This window comes from Coprococcus phoceensis, assembly GCF_900104635.1.
Taxonomy (GTDB): domain Bacteria; phylum Bacillota; class Clostridia; order Lachnospirales; family Lachnospiraceae; genus Faecalimonas; species Faecalimonas phoceensis.
The window spans coordinates 1,564,796-1,582,503 of the sequence record NZ_FNWC01000007.1 but is presented as its reverse complement, the minus strand read 5'-3'; the positions used below and the strand labels follow the sequence as shown (position 1 = coordinate 1,582,503).

20 protein-coding genes are annotated in these 17,708 nt (G+C 43.8%); all 20 read left to right on the top strand.

The genetic code is table 11. The features are described from left to right. Window positions 1-49 precede the first annotated feature (49 nt). The 20 genes from BQ5364_RS11450 (at window position 50) to BQ5364_RS11360 (ending at window position 17,230) form a co-directional block, all read left to right on the top strand. Entirely contained in the window at window positions 50-1,459 is a 1,410-nt protein-coding gene (locus tag BQ5364_RS11450) for a relaxase/mobilization nuclease domain-containing protein (protein WP_067538181.1), read from the top strand. A 261-nt stretch (window positions 1,460-1,720) separates the two neighbouring features. Then, window positions 1,721-2,104 carry a GntR family transcriptional regulator gene (locus BQ5364_RS11445; RefSeq protein ID WP_002578893.1) on the top strand — a complete coding sequence of 128 codons (384 nt, stop codon included), beginning with the start codon at window positions 1,721-1,723 and terminating at the stop codon, window positions 2,102-2,104. Further along, the gene (locus tag BQ5364_RS11440; RefSeq protein ID WP_004611597.1) at window positions 2,097-2,957 is read left to right on the top strand and encodes an ABC transporter ATP-binding protein; all 861 of its coding nucleotides are present in this window, start codon (window positions 2,097-2,099) and stop codon (window positions 2,955-2,957) included. The genes BQ5364_RS11445 and BQ5364_RS11440 overlap by 8 nt, the downstream gene beginning before the upstream one ends. Further along, window positions 2,950-3,600 (top strand): ABC-2 transporter permease, encoded by a 651-nt coding sequence (locus BQ5364_RS11435; RefSeq protein ID WP_071144304.1) that lies wholly within the window; start codon window positions 2,950-2,952, stop codon window positions 3,598-3,600. Before BQ5364_RS11440 ends, BQ5364_RS11435 begins: the two co-directional genes overlap by 8 nt. Before the next feature lie 9 nt (window positions 3,601-3,609). After that, complete coding sequence (locus tag BQ5364_RS18465; RefSeq protein WP_004611599.1) at window positions 3,610-3,732, top strand: hypothetical protein; 123 nt, start codon at window positions 3,610-3,612, stop codon at window positions 3,730-3,732. A gap of 162 nt (window positions 3,733-3,894) precedes the next feature. Next, window positions 3,895-4,587: a response regulator transcription factor gene (locus tag BQ5364_RS11430; RefSeq protein ID WP_021632060.1), complete on the top strand. Its 693-nt coding sequence runs from the start codon at window positions 3,895-3,897 to the stop codon at window positions 4,585-4,587. Next, entirely contained in the window at window positions 4,584-5,615 is a 1,032-nt protein-coding gene (locus BQ5364_RS11425; protein WP_004611601.1) for a sensor histidine kinase, read from the top strand. Before BQ5364_RS11430 ends, BQ5364_RS11425 begins: the two co-directional genes overlap by 4 nt. 176 nt (window positions 5,616-5,791) lie before the next feature. Beyond that, window positions 5,792-6,457, top strand: a complete 666-nt coding sequence (locus BQ5364_RS11420; RefSeq protein WP_071144303.1) for an ABC transporter ATP-binding protein — start codon at window positions 5,792-5,794, stop codon at window positions 6,455-6,457. 14 nt (window positions 6,458-6,471) lie between these two features. Then, the gene (locus BQ5364_RS11415; protein WP_071144302.1) at window positions 6,472-8,844 is read left to right on the top strand and encodes an ABC transporter permease; all 2,373 of its coding nucleotides are present in this window, start codon (window positions 6,472-6,474) and stop codon (window positions 8,842-8,844) included. Window positions 8,845-9,031: 187 nt separating this feature from the next. Further along, complete coding sequence (locus tag BQ5364_RS11410) at window positions 9,032-9,802, top strand: response regulator (protein ID WP_071144301.1); 771 nt, start codon at window positions 9,032-9,034, stop codon at window positions 9,800-9,802. A gap of 167 nt (window positions 9,803-9,969) precedes the next feature. After that, window positions 9,970-10,410 carry a type II toxin-antitoxin system RelB family anti-toxin gene (locus tag BQ5364_RS11405; RefSeq protein ID WP_071144300.1) on the top strand — a complete coding sequence of 147 codons (441 nt, stop codon included), beginning with the start codon at window positions 9,970-9,972 and terminating at the stop codon, window positions 10,408-10,410. Between the two features lie 307 nt (window positions 10,411-10,717). Further along, entirely contained in the window at window positions 10,718-11,110 is a 393-nt protein-coding gene (locus BQ5364_RS11400; RefSeq protein WP_071144299.1) for a winged helix-turn-helix domain-containing protein, read from the top strand. Window positions 11,111-11,229: 119 nt separating this feature from the next. Further along, window positions 11,230-11,424, top strand: a complete 195-nt coding sequence (locus BQ5364_RS11395) for a helix-turn-helix domain-containing protein (RefSeq protein ID WP_004611606.1) — start codon at window positions 11,230-11,232, stop codon at window positions 11,422-11,424. Beyond that, on the top strand, window positions 11,411-12,082 hold the full coding sequence (locus BQ5364_RS11390) for a response regulator transcription factor (protein ID WP_004611607.1): 672 nt from the start codon (window positions 11,411-11,413) through the stop codon (window positions 12,080-12,082). The genes BQ5364_RS11395 and BQ5364_RS11390 overlap by 14 nt, the downstream gene beginning before the upstream one ends. After that, window positions 12,079-13,092, top strand: a complete 1,014-nt coding sequence (locus BQ5364_RS11385; RefSeq protein ID WP_071144298.1) for a sensor histidine kinase — start codon at window positions 12,079-12,081, stop codon at window positions 13,090-13,092. The genes BQ5364_RS11390 and BQ5364_RS11385 overlap by 4 nt, the downstream gene beginning before the upstream one ends. Before the next feature lie 101 nt (window positions 13,093-13,193). Further along, window positions 13,194-13,961, top strand: coding sequence for an ABC transporter ATP-binding protein (locus BQ5364_RS11380; protein WP_071144297.1), 768 nt, complete (start codon window positions 13,194-13,196; stop codon window positions 13,959-13,961). Continuing rightward, window positions 13,948-16,161 carry an FtsX-like permease family protein gene (locus BQ5364_RS11375; protein WP_071144296.1) on the top strand — a complete coding sequence of 738 codons (2,214 nt, stop codon included), beginning with the start codon at window positions 13,948-13,950 and terminating at the stop codon, window positions 16,159-16,161. Before BQ5364_RS11380 ends, BQ5364_RS11375 begins: the two co-directional genes overlap by 14 nt. Window positions 16,162-16,177: 16 nt before the next feature. Then, a complete protein-coding gene (locus BQ5364_RS11370; RefSeq protein ID WP_330594270.1) occupies window positions 16,178-16,402 on the top strand; it encodes a hypothetical protein in 225 nt (74 codons plus the stop codon). 46 nt (window positions 16,403-16,448) lie between these two features. Further along, window positions 16,449-16,706, top strand: a complete 258-nt coding sequence (locus tag BQ5364_RS11365) for a hypothetical protein (protein WP_015542931.1) — start codon at window positions 16,449-16,451, stop codon at window positions 16,704-16,706. A 131-nt stretch (window positions 16,707-16,837) separates the two neighbouring features. After that, on the top strand, window positions 16,838-17,230 hold the full coding sequence (locus BQ5364_RS11360) for a winged helix-turn-helix domain-containing protein (protein ID WP_071144294.1): 393 nt from the start codon (window positions 16,838-16,840) through the stop codon (window positions 17,228-17,230). Window positions 17,231-17,708: the final 478 nt, after the last annotated feature.

Below are 17,708 nucleotides of genomic sequence, written 5' to 3'. Positions count from 1 at the left end.
TGCAATTATAACTTCTTTGATTGGAATTAAGTTAAGGGGGGTGACGAAAATAGCGACCACAAGACTGATGCCTCTGCATGTAGGAAAAGGTCGGAATATCTCTACTGCGATTGCAGATATTATTGATTATGTAGAAAATCCGCAGAAAACCGATTTTGGAAAATTCATTTATGGCTATGAGTGTGATACCCGGCTTGCTGATGCAGAGTTTCTTCTTTCCAAACGACAGTATGCAAATCTGACCGGCAGAAACCAGGGTGCGGACGATGTGATCGCCTACCATCTCCGTCAGGCATTTAAGCCCGGCGAAGTTACGCCGGAAGAAGCCAATCAGATCGGCAGGGAGCTGGCGCTGAAGCTCACAAAAGGAAACCATGCCTTTGTCGTCTGCACCCATGTAGATAAGCACCATGTCCATAATCACATCATTATCAACTCTACTACACTGGACTGTCAGAAAAAATTTCGCAACTTCTGGGGCTCTACCTGGGCAATCCGGCGAATGAATGACAAGCTGTGTTTAGAGCATGGACTTTCGATTGTAGAAAATCCGAAACCCAGCCGGGAGCATTATGGCACATGGCTGGGAAATAAAAAGCAGCCATCCTTTCAGGAACAGATACGCATTGCTATTGATGCTGCATTAGAGGAAAAGCCAAAAGATTTTGAGGAACTTCTAAAGAAGCTGGAAGCTGCCGGGATTGAAGTTAACCGTGAAAGAAAACATTTTCGCTTCCGAATTCCGGGACAGGAAAATTATACCCGATGTGATACGCTCAAAGGCGATTATACAGAACAGGCCATCAAAGAACGGATTGCTGGTACACGGACAGTAAAATTCCGCCATGCTTCTTCAAAAAAACCGGTTTCCAAAGTTGGATTGCTGGTTGATATTGAAGCTGCGATCCGTTCCGGCAAAGGTCCCGGTTATGAGCGTTGGGCAAAAGTGTTCAACTTAAAACAGCTTTCTCAGGCAGTGCTCTACTTAAAAGAACATGGCGATATGGGTTATGAGGATCTTCTGGAAAAAGCCAACGCCGCTACCACTAATTTCAATACCTTATCCGTTCAGATTAAAGATTTGGAGTCAAGAATGAATGCCAATGCCGAGCTGCAAAAGCAGATCGTAAACTATGCGAAAACGAGGGCTGTCTATGTAGAATATCGCAAAGCCGGGTACAGCAAAAAATTCCGAACAGCACATGAGGCTGAAATTTTGTTGCACCAGGCGGCAAAGAATCATTTTGACGAGTTGGGAATCAAAAAGCTCCCCTCTGTCAAATCTCTCCGGGAGGAATACACCGACCTTCTGGAACAAAAACGGAAAGCCTATTCTGCCTATAAGCAGGCCAAAAATGATATGAAAGAACTTCATAATGTTCGGGCCAATGTGGAATATCTATTGGAGATTTCTTCCCCGCCACAACCGCAGCGCAGCACAGAAAAATCCCGTCAATAAGGTTTGTCTGCTTTTCGCTTTCAGCGTTCCAACGGAATGCGCAGCCATTGCCACCGGCAATGATTTCAGGGGTTTGGGGATATGTCACCAACAAGCATTTAGCAGGAATTCCGGGAACGGGATTTCTGCTAAATACGCAATCTTACGTAAGATTGCATTGCTTGCCAGTAGTTTAGCCCCATGTATTGACATCTTATCCTCACTTGTGTTATACTGTTATACACAACAGCATAACAGTTAAAACACACGGAGGATGCAGCAATGAAACTGATTATTTCAAATGTATCTGGCGTCCCCATATACGAGCAGATTAAACAGCAGATCAAGGCGGCTATTTTATCGGGCGAACTTCAAGCCGAAGAAACTTTGCCCTCCCTTAGAACACTTGCCAAAGACTTAAAGATCAGCGTCTTAACAGTGACAAAGGCATACACAGAATTAGAGCAAGAGGGCTTTGTTAAAAATGTGCAGGGGCGTGGATGTTTCGTAATGGGGTCTGGTTCAGAACTGATTAAGGAGCAGCTTATTTGCAAAGTAGAAAACAATCTTACCGAAGCAATAAAAGCTGCAAGAATGGCAAATCTATCCACAGAGGAATTACATCGCCTTTTGGACATTTTAACGGAGGTAAAAACAGATGACTAATTATTTAGAGGTAACGAATCTTTCAAAATCTTTTGATTCTTTTCAGCTTCACAATATCAGCTTTACTTTGCCAAAGGGATATATTATGGGCTTGATCGGCCCGAATGGTTCTGGCAAAACAACGACAATCAAACTGATTTTGAATATGCTCAAGCGCACCGGCGGCACAGTCAAAGTGATGGGGCTGGATAATATCGCAGAAGAACAAAAAGTAAAATCAGAGCTGGGCGTTGTTTTCGATACAAATTATTTCAGTGATGATTGGAAAGTGTCGCAGGTTGAAAAATCCATTTCGGTATTTTATCCAAATTGGGACAGCCAGAAATTTGCGGATATGTTACGGAAATTTCACATTGCACCAACCAAAAAGGTAAAAGAACTTTCCAAAGGTATGCAGATGAAGTTAATGCTTGCCTGTGCGTTTTCATACGACGCCAAACTGCTGATCCTCGACGAGCCGACCAGTGGACTTGATCCGGTTTCCAGAGATGAACTTTTGAAAATTCTTTCAGAGTATATTGAAGATGGCGAGCATAGTGTTTTGTTCTCCACCCATATCACAGGCGATTTGGAGCGTGCAGCCGATTATATTACCTACATCAGTTATGGCGAGCTGTACTTTACTGGCAGCAAAGATGATTTTGTAGATATGTTCCGCATTGTAAAAGGTGGAATTGAGGAACTGTCCGATGATCTGAAAAATAAGGCGGCTGGTATTCGTACATTCCCTACGGGATTTGAGGCTCTGATGAAAACCGAAGATATTAGCGGTTTCCCTAACCTGACCGTTGATCCTGCCACCATTGATGAAATTGTAGTGTTTACAAGCAAGAAAGGTGACGATTATGAGTAATTTTTTGAAATCCACAAAATTAGATATTGCATTGGTAAAACCATATTTTAAGACGATTTGCTTTACCCTGCTCCTGCCGATTGTGTTTGCCGCAATCAATCGTTCTTTGCTGACAGGGGTATCATTTGCTATGTGCTTTATTGCCATGACGACGGGATATACCTTTTCCATCACAGAAAAAAACAGCATGGATCGTCTGTTTGGTATTTTACCTGTTCGTAAAAGCGAGCTTGTGATCGGACGCTATGTTTTTGTCCTTGCAATGGGGCTTCTTTCCCTGATTATTTCTTTGATTGCACAGCCGCTTGTCTTGAAAGTGCTGGGTGAAACAGTTGGCGCATTTGACATTGTGACCGCCGCTATTGCAGGAGTATTCTTATTTGCACTCTATACTGTGTTCCAGATTCCGGGATATTACAAGTACGGTTCAATCAAAGGACGGGTATTTATGTATATTCCAGTGGCCGGTTTTTTGGTTACTTTACTTCTTCTCTCTAAAATGCCAGCTATCGGGAACTCAATTATTTCAGTCGTTGAATCGTCTCCGATACTTCTTATTTTGCTTGTGGTTTTTGCTATTGTCGTGATGTATGCGGTTTCAATCTTCTTGTCCATTCGGATTATGAAGAACAAAGAAATGTGAGGTGATTGTATGGATTTCACAATTTTGGCAGTTGTGCTTTTGATTGGTGTTGGCGTTCCCATCCGTAATAAACTCATACGGAAATATCGGGATAAAAAGAAACAAGAAGATAATAAGGATGAGCTGAAATAATATATAAACAGCACCGGGAGGAATATGAAAATATCTTCTTTGGTGCTGCTTTTTAATAGAGCTATATTTTGCTGATAGATTTTTTGAAAAAATCCGTCCGCTGTAACATTTCGCGGACATTTGCCTGTTATACTATCTGCAAAAAGCAAAGGAAGTGAGGATATGAAGCAGATTTTAATTGTCGAGGACGACAGTTTTTTGAATAAGATGTTGGCCTATAACCTGACCGCGGACGGCTACGGCGTGACTTCTGCCCTAAATGCCAGAACCGCAGCCGACGCCATCCGCCAGCGGGAATTTGATTTGGTGCTGCTGGACATCAACCTGCCGGATGGAAATGGTTTTGAGCTGTGCAAACTGATAAAGCCCCAGCACCCGGACACCATCGTGATTTTCCTGACCGCCAACGATCAGGAGAGCGACCAGATACGGGGCTATGAGGTGGGCGCGGTGGACTACATCACAAAGCCCTTTGTGATCGGGGCCTTGCAGCGAAAAATCAAAGCCATGTTCGCCATGCTGGAACACCACAAACCGGCCAAGGACATTTACGACGACGGGCGGCTGTTTCTGGACTTCTCCGAGCAGACAGCTTCCTTAAACGGCAAGCCCCTGACCCTATCCCCGATGGAATACAAAATGCTGAACCTGTTCCGTAAAAATCCCCGGCAAGTGCTGACCCGTGGGCAGCTTTTGGAAAAGCTGTGGGATATAGACGAAAGGTTTGTGGACGAACACACCCTGACAACCTCCATCAGCCGGATTCGCAGCAAGATTGAAGCCGACGGCGGTGCGCCCTACATCAAGACCGTTTACGGCATGGGCTATCAATGGACGGGAGGCGAGGCAAAATGAAGTTTCAGAACCTTTCGGTAAAGCGGCTGTTTGGCTGGGTGGCAATGGGACTTGTCCTCTCCATGTCCGGGATCACCATAGTCCTGTTTCTTGTGACAAAACAGATTGCGGTGCTGCTGACGGGCGGGGCGCTGCTGCTGTGCGCCCTTGTGGGGATTTTTGTACTGACACAGGCGTTTGGAAAGCGGCTGTCGCAGTTTACCGCTGACCTGTGCCAGACCTTAGACCACATGATCGCCGGGAATGAAGCACCCCAGCGCCCGGAGGACAGCGAAACCCAGCTTGCCAGAATCGGACACCGGCTGGCAAGGCTCTACCAGATCATGCAGGAGAACCGCCGCCGGGTGGACGAGGAACGGCAGGAGTTGCAGACCCTTGTATCGGATATTTCCCATCAGGTGAAAACGCCGGTAAGCAATCTGAAAATGGCGACGGACACCCTGCTGGAAAAGCCTATGACCGAGGCGGAGCGCACCGACTTTATCCGGGGAATCCGCAGCCAGACGGATAAGCTGGACTTTCTCTTTCAGGCCCTTGTGAAAACCTCCCGACTGGAAACAGGCGTGATCCAGTTGGATAAGAAGCTGGGCCGTCTTTTTGATACTGTGGCGCAGGCCATGAGTGGGATCGTGTATGCGGCGGAGAAAAAGGAAATCGCCGTGTCCGTGGACTGCCCGGAGGATTTGACCGTTTCCCATGACAGCAAGTGGACATCGGAAGCCCTCTTTAACCTGCTGGACAATGCGGTGAAGTACACCCCGGCAGGCGGGAAAATCTCTGTGTCGGTGGTGCTGTGGGAAATGTATGTGGAGATCAAAGTAACCGACACCGGCAAGGGCATTTCCGAAAGCAATCAGGCTGCCATCTTCCGGCGCTTCTATCGTGAGGAAGAAGTACACGAACAGCAGGGCGTGGGCATTGGTCTGTATCTGGCCCGCGAGATCGTAACGCGGCAGGGCGGCTATATCAAAGTGGTTTCGGAGCCGGGCAGGGGTTCGGAATTTTCCATTATGCTGCCTACAAAATAGAACGCGGCGGACGGCCATTCCCGGCTGCCCGCCGTAAATTTTTTGAAATGTCCGAGCGTTGTAACATTTCACCCCGATTTTCAATGAATTTTTTTGGCCGCTGTAACATTTCGCGGACATTTGGGTTTTACAATAGCCTTATCAACAGGCAGAAAGCCTTGAAAGGAGTTTTGAGTATGAGCGTTTTGCAGACGATTGATCTGAAAAAGTATTACGGCACAGAGCCGAACATCACCCGCGCCCTTGACGGCGTGAACTTCTCTGTGGAGGACGGCGAGTTTGTGGCTGTTGTGGGAACCTCCGGTAGCGGCAAGTCCACCCTGCTTCACATGATGGGCGGGCTGGACAATCCCACCAGCGGAACCGTGATTGTCCGAGGCGAAGAACTGGCAAAGAAGAACGACGAACAGCTTACCATCTTCCGCCGCCGCAACATCGGTTTTATCTTCCAGAACTATAACCTTGTTCCCATCCTGAATGTGTATGAGAATATCGTCCTGCCGGTGGAGCTGGACGGGGATACGGTGGATCAGAAGTTTTTGGACGAGATTGTTCACCTGCTGGGACTGGAAGATAAACTGAAAAATATGCCGAACAATCTCTCCGGCGGACAGCAGCAGCGTGTGGCGATCGCACGCGCCTTGATTACCAAACCGGCTATTGTACTGGCCGACGAGCCGACCGGCAACCTTGACAGCAAGACCAGCGCCGAGGTGCTGGGACTTATCAAGCGTACCAGTGCGGAGTTCCGGCAAACTGTCGTGATGATTACCCACAACAACGACATTGCCCGCCTTGCAGATCGGATTGTCCGCATTGAGGACGGCAAGATTGTGGAGTAAGGAGGTGGCAAGCTATGACATGGCCTTTTGAAAATGATACCAGCGCCATTACAAAGAAGCTGGCAAACAGAAGCATTAAAGCAGATAAGCGAAGAAACATCTTTATTATTGTAACGATTGCTTTTGCTGCTTGCCTTATGACCGTTCTTGCGCTCTATACATTTGGAAAATCACATGAATTGAAAACATTCTTACAGGGGCGCTACCAAGCGGCAGTTATTGATGTGGATTTGGAAACAATCAATGATTTAAGGCAAGATTCTAACATTGAAATGGTAGGAACAGAGGCTTTAGTTGATAGTTTCCGTGTTGATGATTATACATTGAATGTTAATTTTCGGGACAGGAATAATCTGTATTTGTATTCCACAGAATTTGTTGGGAACTTACCTGATAAGGAAAATGAAGTTGCAGTTTCAGAAGCCTATTTGAAACATATTGGCCGCCCTGTTGAATTGAACCAAGAAATCGAATTACCGTTGCAAAATGGGAAAAATGCAAATTTCACTGTATGCGGTCTTTTACATGACGATGGTGCAAATAGGCGATATCAAGTATTGGTATCTGATTCTTTTCTGCAATCGTATTTTCAAGATCACATCCCTTATAATGCTACACTACGGATAATGGGAAGCGGATCATTCAAAGAGGACGAATTGAAAAATTTGATTAAATCCTGTTTGACCCCTTATGGAATCAGAGAAGAACAGATCGCTTATAGTTCGTCTTACTTTGATAGTGTTGATAACTCAAGCCGAGATATGCTGGGCGTAGCGGCAATTAGTATTCTAATTGTGATTGCCTGCTCCACCGTTATATACAGCCTATTTTATATTTCAGTCGTTGGGAAAGTCAAAGAATATGGCCGTTTAAGGGTAATTGGCATGACCCAAAAACAGATTAAACGCATGGTAAAAAGAGAAAGCTGGCAATTATCCCGCACTTCAATTCCATTAGGGATTGTAGTTGGCTGCTTAATAGGATATGTGCTTGTACCCAAAGGCTGGAATTGGCTTAATACATTGGCAATTATCGTTGTTATCTCCATATTGACTGAATTATCGGTTGTTCTATCAATTCGCAAGCCGATTAAAATTGCAGCAAGCATTTCTCCCATTGAAGCTGTACGCATATCAACGACAACTGAAAACGAAAAGTTAAACACCAAAAAATTAAGGAGAAAACTAACTCCTGAAAATTTGGCTAAAATCGGTTTTATGCGAAACCACAAAAAAGTGATTTTGACTTTAATATCATTGGGATTTTCAGGAATTTTGCTGATGAGTGCAGCAACATTTCTGGCTTCTATTGATGAAGAAGATATGGCCCGACAGTCATTTGGTGATAAGGAATTTTTGATTACACTTTCCGATGAATATAGCGGCAATTCCTTGAAAGATAATCCACTGGACGATAGCATGATGAATCTTTTGACAGATTCTCCATATATCACAGATGTTAAATCTATAAAGGGATGTTCCGCAGACATTTTGCTTCCAGATAAAAAAGAACCGTCCTCGTTCCGTGAAATTATAGGATTGTCGGACGATGAATTTTCCGGCTTATCGAATAACCTACTATCAGAGGAAATAAGCTACCAAGAACTTGTCGGGAAAAATGGTATCTTAATTGATGACACAGCCGGTATGCTAAAGTCATGGGAAGATTATAGTGTTGCTTTAGGAGATGTGGTAACAATAGTATCTGCTTCTGGAAAGAAAATCGAATTATCTGTCGTCGGAACTATTGATATGAGCGATACGGACTACAACGGAACATATTTCTTTGTCCCGGAAAATGTACTATCCGAGATATATCCAAAGAAGAAGAATTTTAATACTGAATTTGTTATAAATGCAGATGTAAACCAGCTTCCTGCGGCAGAAAATGTTGTCTTAAATGCAATCGGTGACAATCCTGATATTCAATTTAATAGCTTTGATGACGCACTATCTTCCATAAAAATGCACATGACAGGGTATCAGATTCCGATCTACGGGTTAATTGTTTTTATTGCAATTTTCGGTATTATCAACCTTTGCAATACCTTGATGACGAACCTTGTATCCAGACAACAAGAATTTGGCGTATTGCAATCTATTGGTCTATCAAATAAGCAATTATATAAGATGTTGAGAATGGAATGTTTGTATTATGTGTTTGGGACAATGGCAATAACATTTATTTTCGGCACAGCAGCAGGTTATATTCTATGCCAGATATTTAATCAAGTTGGAGTGTTCGGAAAATTGCATTATACTTTCCCATTCTTGCAAGTGCTTCTATTTTTTGCAGTCCTCGTAGTAATTGCATTGATATATTCGACTTTAGCCATTCGCTATTGCCATAAGCAATCTCTTGTAGACCGCATTAAGACGATGGAATGACCTTTTGAGATTGGCGGGGCGGCGTATGCTGCCCCGCTTTTTTCGCCATTTCTCAAAGAAATTTTTGAAATGTCCGAGCGTTGTAACAATTCAGCCTGTTTTTCTGTCGAAATCAAAGGTACCTCGGACATTTGTGTAACATTTGTAGTTTATGCTTGTGGTAAATCAATATTGGGGGTGAGGATACATGAAAAAGATACTGCTGATCGACGACAGCGACACCTATACATGGTGTCTGCAAAAATACTTACAGCACCGGGGTTACCCGGTGAAAACGGCTTGTACACTGAAAGAAGCTCGGGCCGCCATCCAAGAGGAAATGCCGCTGGTGGTCTGCTGTGATCTCGACCTGCCGGACGGTTCCGGCATGGACTTTCTGGACGAGGTGCGGGCCGCAGACAAGGAGCTGCCTTTTATTCTGGCGTCCTGCCATGATAAAGAGGACTACGAACAGGAGGCCAAGCGCCGGGGCGCGACGCTGTGCATGGACAAAATGAAAGGGCTGCTGCTGCAAGATAAGCTGGTGGAATATGCCTACCGTCAATTATCCGGCGAAAAGGCCCCGACTTTTCACAAGCTGCTCTTTGTCCATACGGAAGATACCAACGCCGAAGTGCTGCGGGCTGCTATGCTGCAAAAGGGCTTTGACCTGATTCTGGTTTCCTCGATTGAGGAGGCCAAGCGCCATATTTTTGAGGATAAGGAAATTGAACTGATCTTGTGCAATCTGGAACTGCCGGATGGCACAGCAATGGAGTTGTTTCATACGCTGCGGCGGGTGGCGGGGATGTTCCAAATGAAGAATCCCCCTGTCCGGCTTCTTCTGTTCTTTATCCTCACCGAGAACAACGACCTTGCCACGGAATATGAATACCGGCATGAGGGCGTGAACGACTATATCACCGCCCCGGTCAATATCCCAGAGCTGATCCGGCGGGTGCTGTTCTTTGTGGAGTAATTGAAAAATTTTACGGAGGTGAATACCATACCGGCGTGTGTGAGATTGTGTAGAGAAAGATTATCTTTACATAAATTCAATGTAGCGTTTAGCATTTCAACGGAGCGTTTCTTGAATACAGTGTTTTTTGTGATATTGTAAAAGCAGATAGAAAGAAGGTGAAAATATTGAACGTTCAAAAAACAGGCAGTTTAATTGCTACTATCAGGAAAGAACAAAATCGTACTCAGCAGGATTTGGCAAATGAATTAGGTGTATCAAGTGCAGCTATTTCAAAATGGGAACGAGGCATCGGATTTCCAGATGTATCTCTTATTGAGCCATTAGCTACATCCTTGGGGATTACCATAGCAGAATTATTCAAGGGTGAAAAGGCAGAAAATAATGTTGATCACGAGTATGAGAGTTTATTATCAGATGTTGTGAAAGTATCTGCTAATGAAATAAGCAAGAAGAAAAAAATAACAAATTGGATTATCGCTATTACCGTGGCTATTCTTTATTTGCTGATTTCTGTAATATCACACAGGTGGGAAATAACTTGGGTAGTTTGGATTGTATATTGTTTTTATCGTATTTTTACTGAATACATTTATAAAAAATATTAGTATCAGATAGTGGATGTGCAGTTCCTTTTCGGAGAGGTAATCTTACAGGAGGGACTGGTACCTTTTTATGGTCTGGTTACAATCCTGCTATTCTGTGCAATCTACTTGACCTATTTTGGTGCAACAATGTTTTTGTTCAAGCGGGTTATTCTTCGACCGGAAATGAGATAAATGATATATTTTTTGTAAAATGCTTTTGTGGAGGTGATGTGATGGGACATTAGCTGTTTTTGATATAGAAGAATCCGGCAAACAGATTGGCGAAAAGTTATTTCTGCTTCTTAACGAGGAACAAAAGAATGCTCTAATGCAATATATTTTGGAACAAGGAGTCTGTCATGGAACGGTATTCAATTCCTGTCACACTTCCTTTGCTGCAGAGAAGAATCCGCTTACAGAAATACAAGAAGGCGAGCTTTATCTATGCCTGGAACATCGTACTGTCAGGGTTCGCGAACGGATTATCAACCTGACAAGTAAGGAGTTTGATATACTGGCATTACTCATTGCCAATCCCAAACGTGTTTTTACTTACGAACTGATTACCGATTTGGTTTGGAAAGAGGATTGTGATTCCTATTCGAGAAAAGCCATTCATAATCATATAAGTAAGTTGCGTAAGAAATTGCGCTTTGAACCGGATCTTCCAAACTATATTGAGAGTGTCGCCGGAATCGGCTATAAATTTGAACACTTGTAATCTAAAGCCACGAGATTTTCTTGTGGCTTTAATTTTTTAACGTCCACTTCCAAACACTTAATATTGAAGGTTGTATTGTTCGAGCTAAAGAACTATAATAGATTCTATGGAGGTGCGATATGGAATATATGACATTGAAAGAGGCCGCCGAGAAGTGGGGCGTGACACCTCGTAGAGTAAATTATTATTGTGCCGGTGGGCGTATCTCCGGCGCTGTGAAGATGGCCGGTGTTTGGCTGATTCCCAAAACTGCAGAAAAGCCGATTGATGGCCGGACAAAACAAGGAAGGTGCAGAAAGCATGAAACGATATAAAATTATGATAATTGAAGATGATCCTGTGATACAGGGAGAATTGCAAACATTATTGAATGGAAATGGATATGCAACGATTGGCATAAAGGATTTTTCTGCTGTGATAGAACAGATTCAGGATGAAAAGCCACATCTGATTTTGTTGGACATTAAGTTGCCCGGAGAGAATGGCTTTGCTTTATGCTCTAAAATCCGTACCTTCTCCGAGGTGCCGATCATTTTTGTAACGAGCTGTAATACAGATATGGATGAATTAAACAGCATTATGCTGGGTGGCGATGCTTTTATCACGAAGCCCTATAACACAGCAATCCTGCTTGCGAAAATCGCTTCCCTACTGAAAAAAGCTTATCCCGCACAGCAGCAGGAACAGATCGTCTATGGAGATGCGGTGCTGCATTTGGAATCCAGCAGTTTGGGCTATAATGGACAGAGCATAGAACTTACCAAAAACGAATTAAAAATTCTCTATTACCTTTTCAAGAATGGAGGGAAAATCTGTTCTCGTGGAGATATTATTGAGTATTTGTGGGACAATCAGCTATATGTGGATGACAATGCTTTGAGCGTCAATATCAACCGCATCCGGGAAAAACTTGTGGGCATCGGCCTGACGGATTTTATTAAGACAAAGCACCGACAGGGGTACACGATATGAACAGCAGACGATATTGGAAAAACAGGCTACCATTTCTGCTGACGAACCTTGTTTGTATGGCTGCACTCACTGTATTTTTGCTGGTGTGCGGCAATTCGGTTTCCGCAGTAGTATTGATCCTGATTGTATGGGCATTGATTTTGCTGACGGGACTTGTCCTCACTTACTGGAAACGGAAGCGGCAGATGAAAAAACTTCTGGATATGGCGGAGCAGCTTTCCGAAAGATACCTCATTTCCGAAGTGATGGAGCTGCCGGAACAGGCCGAGGAACAGGTTTACTATCAGCTTTTGAAAATGGCTGGAAAATCCATGTTGGAACAGATTGGAGAAGTCGAGCGAGAACGTCTGGAGTACAAAGAATACATTGAGCAATGGATTCACGAAATCAAAACGCCCATTACTGCCATGAAACTCCTATGTGAAAACCATCGGATGGACTGGACAAAGGAACTTCTGCTGGAACTGGAAAAGACCAACCGCTTTACCGAACAAGCTCTTTATTACGCCCGCAGTGAGCATACAGAGAAAGATTATTCTGTCCGGGAAATGGCACTGTCCCAAGTGGTGCATCAGGCGATTGCAAATAATAAATATCTGCTGCTCCAAAGTGGTATGCGTCTGGAAGTGGAGGAAATGCAGGACACGGTTTATTCAGATGAAAAGTGGGTGCGCTTTATTCTGAACCAACTGATTGCCAATGCGGTCAAGTATCGTACGGAACAGCCGGTTCTCCGCATTTCTACTCATAAACGGCAGGATCAGGTTGTTCTTGTCGTGGAGGACAATGGAATCGGGATTGCTGCGTCCGATCTGCCCCGTATCTTTGAAAAGGGATTTACCGGTCAGAATGGTCGTATGGTCCAGCAGTCCACAGGCATTGGCCTGTACCTATGCAAACGGCTCTGTGAAAAGCTGGGCATTGGCATTGCGGCAGAATCATCGGAACAAGGAACCGCTATTTCCCTGGCGTTTCACATCAACTGTCTGATCCATGAAGTGCAGGGCTGATTGCGGTCCTGCACTTCTTACATTTTTGTTAGAACTTTGTAAGAAAACTTGATACAAACGAAGCCACTCTTATTTTACAATAGAGATCAGAGGTGATAACAATGAAAGAAATTTTGAAACTGGATCATATCCAAAAATATTACGGAAATGGCGGGAATGTTACAAAAGCAATTCAGGACATCAGCTTTTCCGTTCAAGAGGGAGAATTTGTAGGAATCATGGGAGCATCCGGTTCCGGCAAGACCACCCTGCTCAACTGTATTTCCACCATTGATATGGTCAGTGCGGGACATATCTATCTGGATGGAACCGATGTGACGGAAATCAATGAAAAACAGATTGCCCGGTTTCGCCGGGAAAATCTTGGATTTGTGTTCCAGGATTTTAACCTGCTGGACACGCTGACCATTTCGGAAAACATAGCCCTGGCGCTGACCATCAACAAGGTTCCCGCAGGCGAGATTGATGGGCGGGTGCGGGAAATGGCCGGAAAGCTGAATATCACGGATATTCTGGATAAGTACCCCTATCAGGTGTCCGGCGGCCAGAAGCAGCGGTGCGCCTGTGCCAGAGCCATTATCAACCAGCCTAAGCTGATTTTGGCGGATGAACCCACCGGTGCGTTAGACAGTCACTCGTCCCAGATGCTGCTTTCTACGATTCAGAGTATCAACGAAGATCTCGGAGCCACGATCCTGATGGTGACACACGACGCTTTCTCGGCAAGCTACGCCAATCGCATTCTCTTTTTGAGGGATGGCGCGATCTTCACGGAAATCCGTAAGGGTGGTGATTCCCGCAGGACTTTCTTTGAAAAAATCCTGGATGTCCTCACCATGATGGGAGGGGGCATGAATGATGTACGCTAAACTGGCACTTCGCAATGTCCGCCGAACAGCCAGAGATTACTTGATTTATGTGGTTACACTGGTTTTGTCGGTTGGAATGTTTTATGGATTCTTTTCTCTGGTAAGTCCCTATTACAATGCGACACTTCCCGTACCCATCCATTTAGATGTACTGAAGAAAATGATGCGGATCGCGGTACCATTGGTGGGACTTTTTGTAGTATTTTTGATGTCCTATGTTAATTCCTATATGCTTCGGCGTAAACAGAAGGAATTTGCGATTGAAACGATTATTGGGATGGAGCAGAAAACAGTTGCCTTCTTATTCTTTTTGGAAACTTCTGTTATGGGAGCTGCTGCGATTTTATTAGGTGTACTGTTGGGAATGCTGCTTTCTCAGATTATCAGTGTGATTGTTGTTCAATCTTTCGGTGAGAATTACCATTTGCATTTGTCTCTGTTTCCGGACACTTTTCTTGGAACTGTTATCTTTTTTGGTGCGATTGTACTTTTGCTGGGAATTAAGAACCTGTTTGCTGTACGAAAACTGAAAATCATTCAGATGTTGCAAAATAGCCAGAAAGGTGTAGAAAATATTCCTTTAACGAGGCAGGTTGGGAAGTGGGTGGTGGTCTGTACCGCAGTTTCAACTGTGATCCTTGGGATGATGGCTGCTCTAAGCTGTTTGGTTTTACATTATCCGGCAGCTCTTTTCAGGGTATTGTTTCTGACTTTCCTGGCTGCTGGCTTTTTGGTATCAGCTGTGTTTTTCTTTCTTGCCGGCAGAAAGAAAAGAGATGGAAGTGGTCCGCTAATGGCACTCACAATTTTTGGAGCTGCTGAAGGGATTGCTCTTTTGGTTCTTTCCCCGCTTTTTGATTCGTTGGTACGCCAAAGAATAGCGATACAGGCGTATTTGACGATGCCACCAGTCTTTGCACTATTGCTTCTTGTATTTTCCTTGATTGCTTTTTTTAGCAATCTTACTTGGTGGCTATCAAAAATGATTCGTAAGCCTTCTGCCAGATACTATCGGAATCTGTTCTGGCTTGGGCAAATCAAGAGTAGAATGGGAACCAGTTCCAAGACGATGGGGGTCATCTCCTGCGTCCTGACAGCAGCTCTGGTCCTCTTTTCCTATCTTCCCGTTCTGGCGCTTCGGATTCAATCGTACCAGCTCGCTCTTTCTGTATACGATGTGCAGGTAGGGACGATGTACCGGGCAGAAGAATCTTTGTTACCAACAGGGACTCTGGACTATGATGCGATTACCGACTATCTGGAACAAGGGGGATACTCTGTAACTGGAAAGGCGCAGGGAGAGCTTTACTTCCTTGCGAATGAGGATATTGGTAACGGGCAAAAGAAAATTCCGTTTCTTGCGGTTTCGTTATCTGACTATAATGAATTGAGGGCGTTGTCTGGTCTGGAACCGGCTGTGTTGCCCAATGATACATTTGGGGTTTCTTGGAACCGGGAAGCAGTAGAAACGGAGATGCAGGAAATTGACCGAAATATCCGTCAGATCCAAGTGAATGGCATTGTTCTTAATAAGGCCCAGGACGCCGACTTTCAGGATTCGATAGGAATTAACCTGTTTACCAGCAGGACAAAAGCGGTTTATGTTTTGCCGGACGTAGCTATCTCAGACCTTCGGATTGCGACCACATTTTATTCTGCAAATACCGATAAGCCTTTAACTTATGAATTTGCAAAACAATTTGAAGAAAATATGGGCACATATCAGAGAGAACTTGGGAATTTCCCGCCGGAGTCTGCATTTATTCGTTTGAATACCTTACAGTCCAATGAGGGTATTTCAAATATGCTGTTATTGTCACTGATTGGCACTTATGCGGCGCTTGTGTTGTTAGTAAGCAGTTTTACTATGTTATCGGTGCAACAGCTTACAGATGCTATTGAACAAAAACATCGTTTTGACATCATTCGTAAATTAGGAGTGGAGCGTAAAGAATGCCAGAAAACTGCTCGTCGGCAAATGTATTTCTGGTTTGGACTTCCGGTTCTGATGGCGATAGTTGGAAGTATTGGAGTTTTTTCCTATTTGCTTTGGAGCAACTACAATGAGATTATCGCCTATGTTTTGCCTTCGCAAATTGGAATAATCCTGACCCTATCCTATATCTCTTTTATAATCGTCTTTGGATGTTATTTTGTGTCAACCTATTACCTGTTTCAAAGGAACATAGAAAAACATTAAAGGAAGGGAGGTCGTAATGATGTACTGGAAGTTAGCAATTCAAAATATCCGCAGAAGCCTGCGAGATTATATCATTTACTTTGTGACACTTACCTTGACTGCGCTCTGTGATGTCCTTCTATTTAGGGATGAGCTGTTCTATTATGAGAGCTTCGGTCTGTTTGCTGTTCTAATTCTGGTTCAGTTGGCAGCCACTGGCGCAGCAGCGTCCCGCATTTACTACAAACAAAGAAAAGGTTGAATAGAAAATAGGTATTATCAATCAAAAATATCATTGGAGGTAACTTATGGAAAAAGAAACAATGGGAACTGTAATTTCAGTTACAAAACAATGGTGGTTAAAAGTGAATCGTAAACCTGTCCGCGCTCATGCTATGGATGGCGCAGCCTTTCCGCATACTATCAAGGTCAAATATACGATAGACGGTAAAGATTACATCTGCCGAAAATGGATTGGTGCAGGAAACAACGTTCCTGACAAGGGAACAACGATTAAAGTTACCTATTGGGAAGATAAGCCATCGAAAGCAAGAATTGAGCTCTAATCAATAAATTTATCAAAATATGGAGGTGATGATGTGATGGGACATTAGCTGTTTTTGATATTGAAGAATCCGGCAAGAAGATTGGTGAAAAGTTATTTCTGCTTCTTAACGAGGAACAAAAGAATGCTCTAATGCAATATATTTTGGAACAAGGAGTCAGTCATGGAACAGTATTCAATTCCTGTCACACTTTCTCCGCAGCAGAGAAGAATCCTCTTACAGAAATACAAGAAGGCGAGCTTTATCTATGTCTGGAACACCGCACTGTCAGGGTTAGGGAACGGATTATCAACTTGACAAGTAAGGAGTTTGATATACTGACATTGCTCATTGCCAATCCCAAACGTGTTTTTACTTACGAACTGATTACCGATTTGGTTTGGAAAGAGGATTGTGATTTCTATTCGAGAAAAGCGATTCATAATCATATAAGTAAGCTGCGTAAGAAATTGCGTTTTGAACCGGATCTTCCAAACTACATTGAGAGTGTCGCCGGGATCGGCTATAAATTTGAACATCTATAACATGAGCCCACAAGGTGTTGTTTCCCCTTGTGGGCTTGCTTTTTGCAGCATATATTCTAAGAGCAGAATATGTAGAAAATTGCGAATATAAAGAGTAAAAAGCGAATGTCTGCGGACTGATACAGGAAACATAACCGATATAATTTTCTCCCAAGGAGGTATCAAGCAGCCGATTCAGGTTCCTCCATGATGGGAGGAAATGCCTATGCGTCTATGCAACACAGATTTGCAAATAAACTGCTTTACATTCGGTCACCTATACGTCGTAGTCCAGTTCGTATGGATTGCGGCGTTTTTGGTTTCGACAAAGTTAGAGCATTTTCGCTGTCAGCCTCCCGGAGAAATTTCATATTGCTGCTTTGGCGCGCCTGTTCTTTGTACGGGCGCGCTTTTTTGTACCCTTTTTTTAATCAGAAAGAGTCTAAGACACTATCACTGCCGCAGCCCACCCTCTGATTTCGATTTTTACCATCAACTC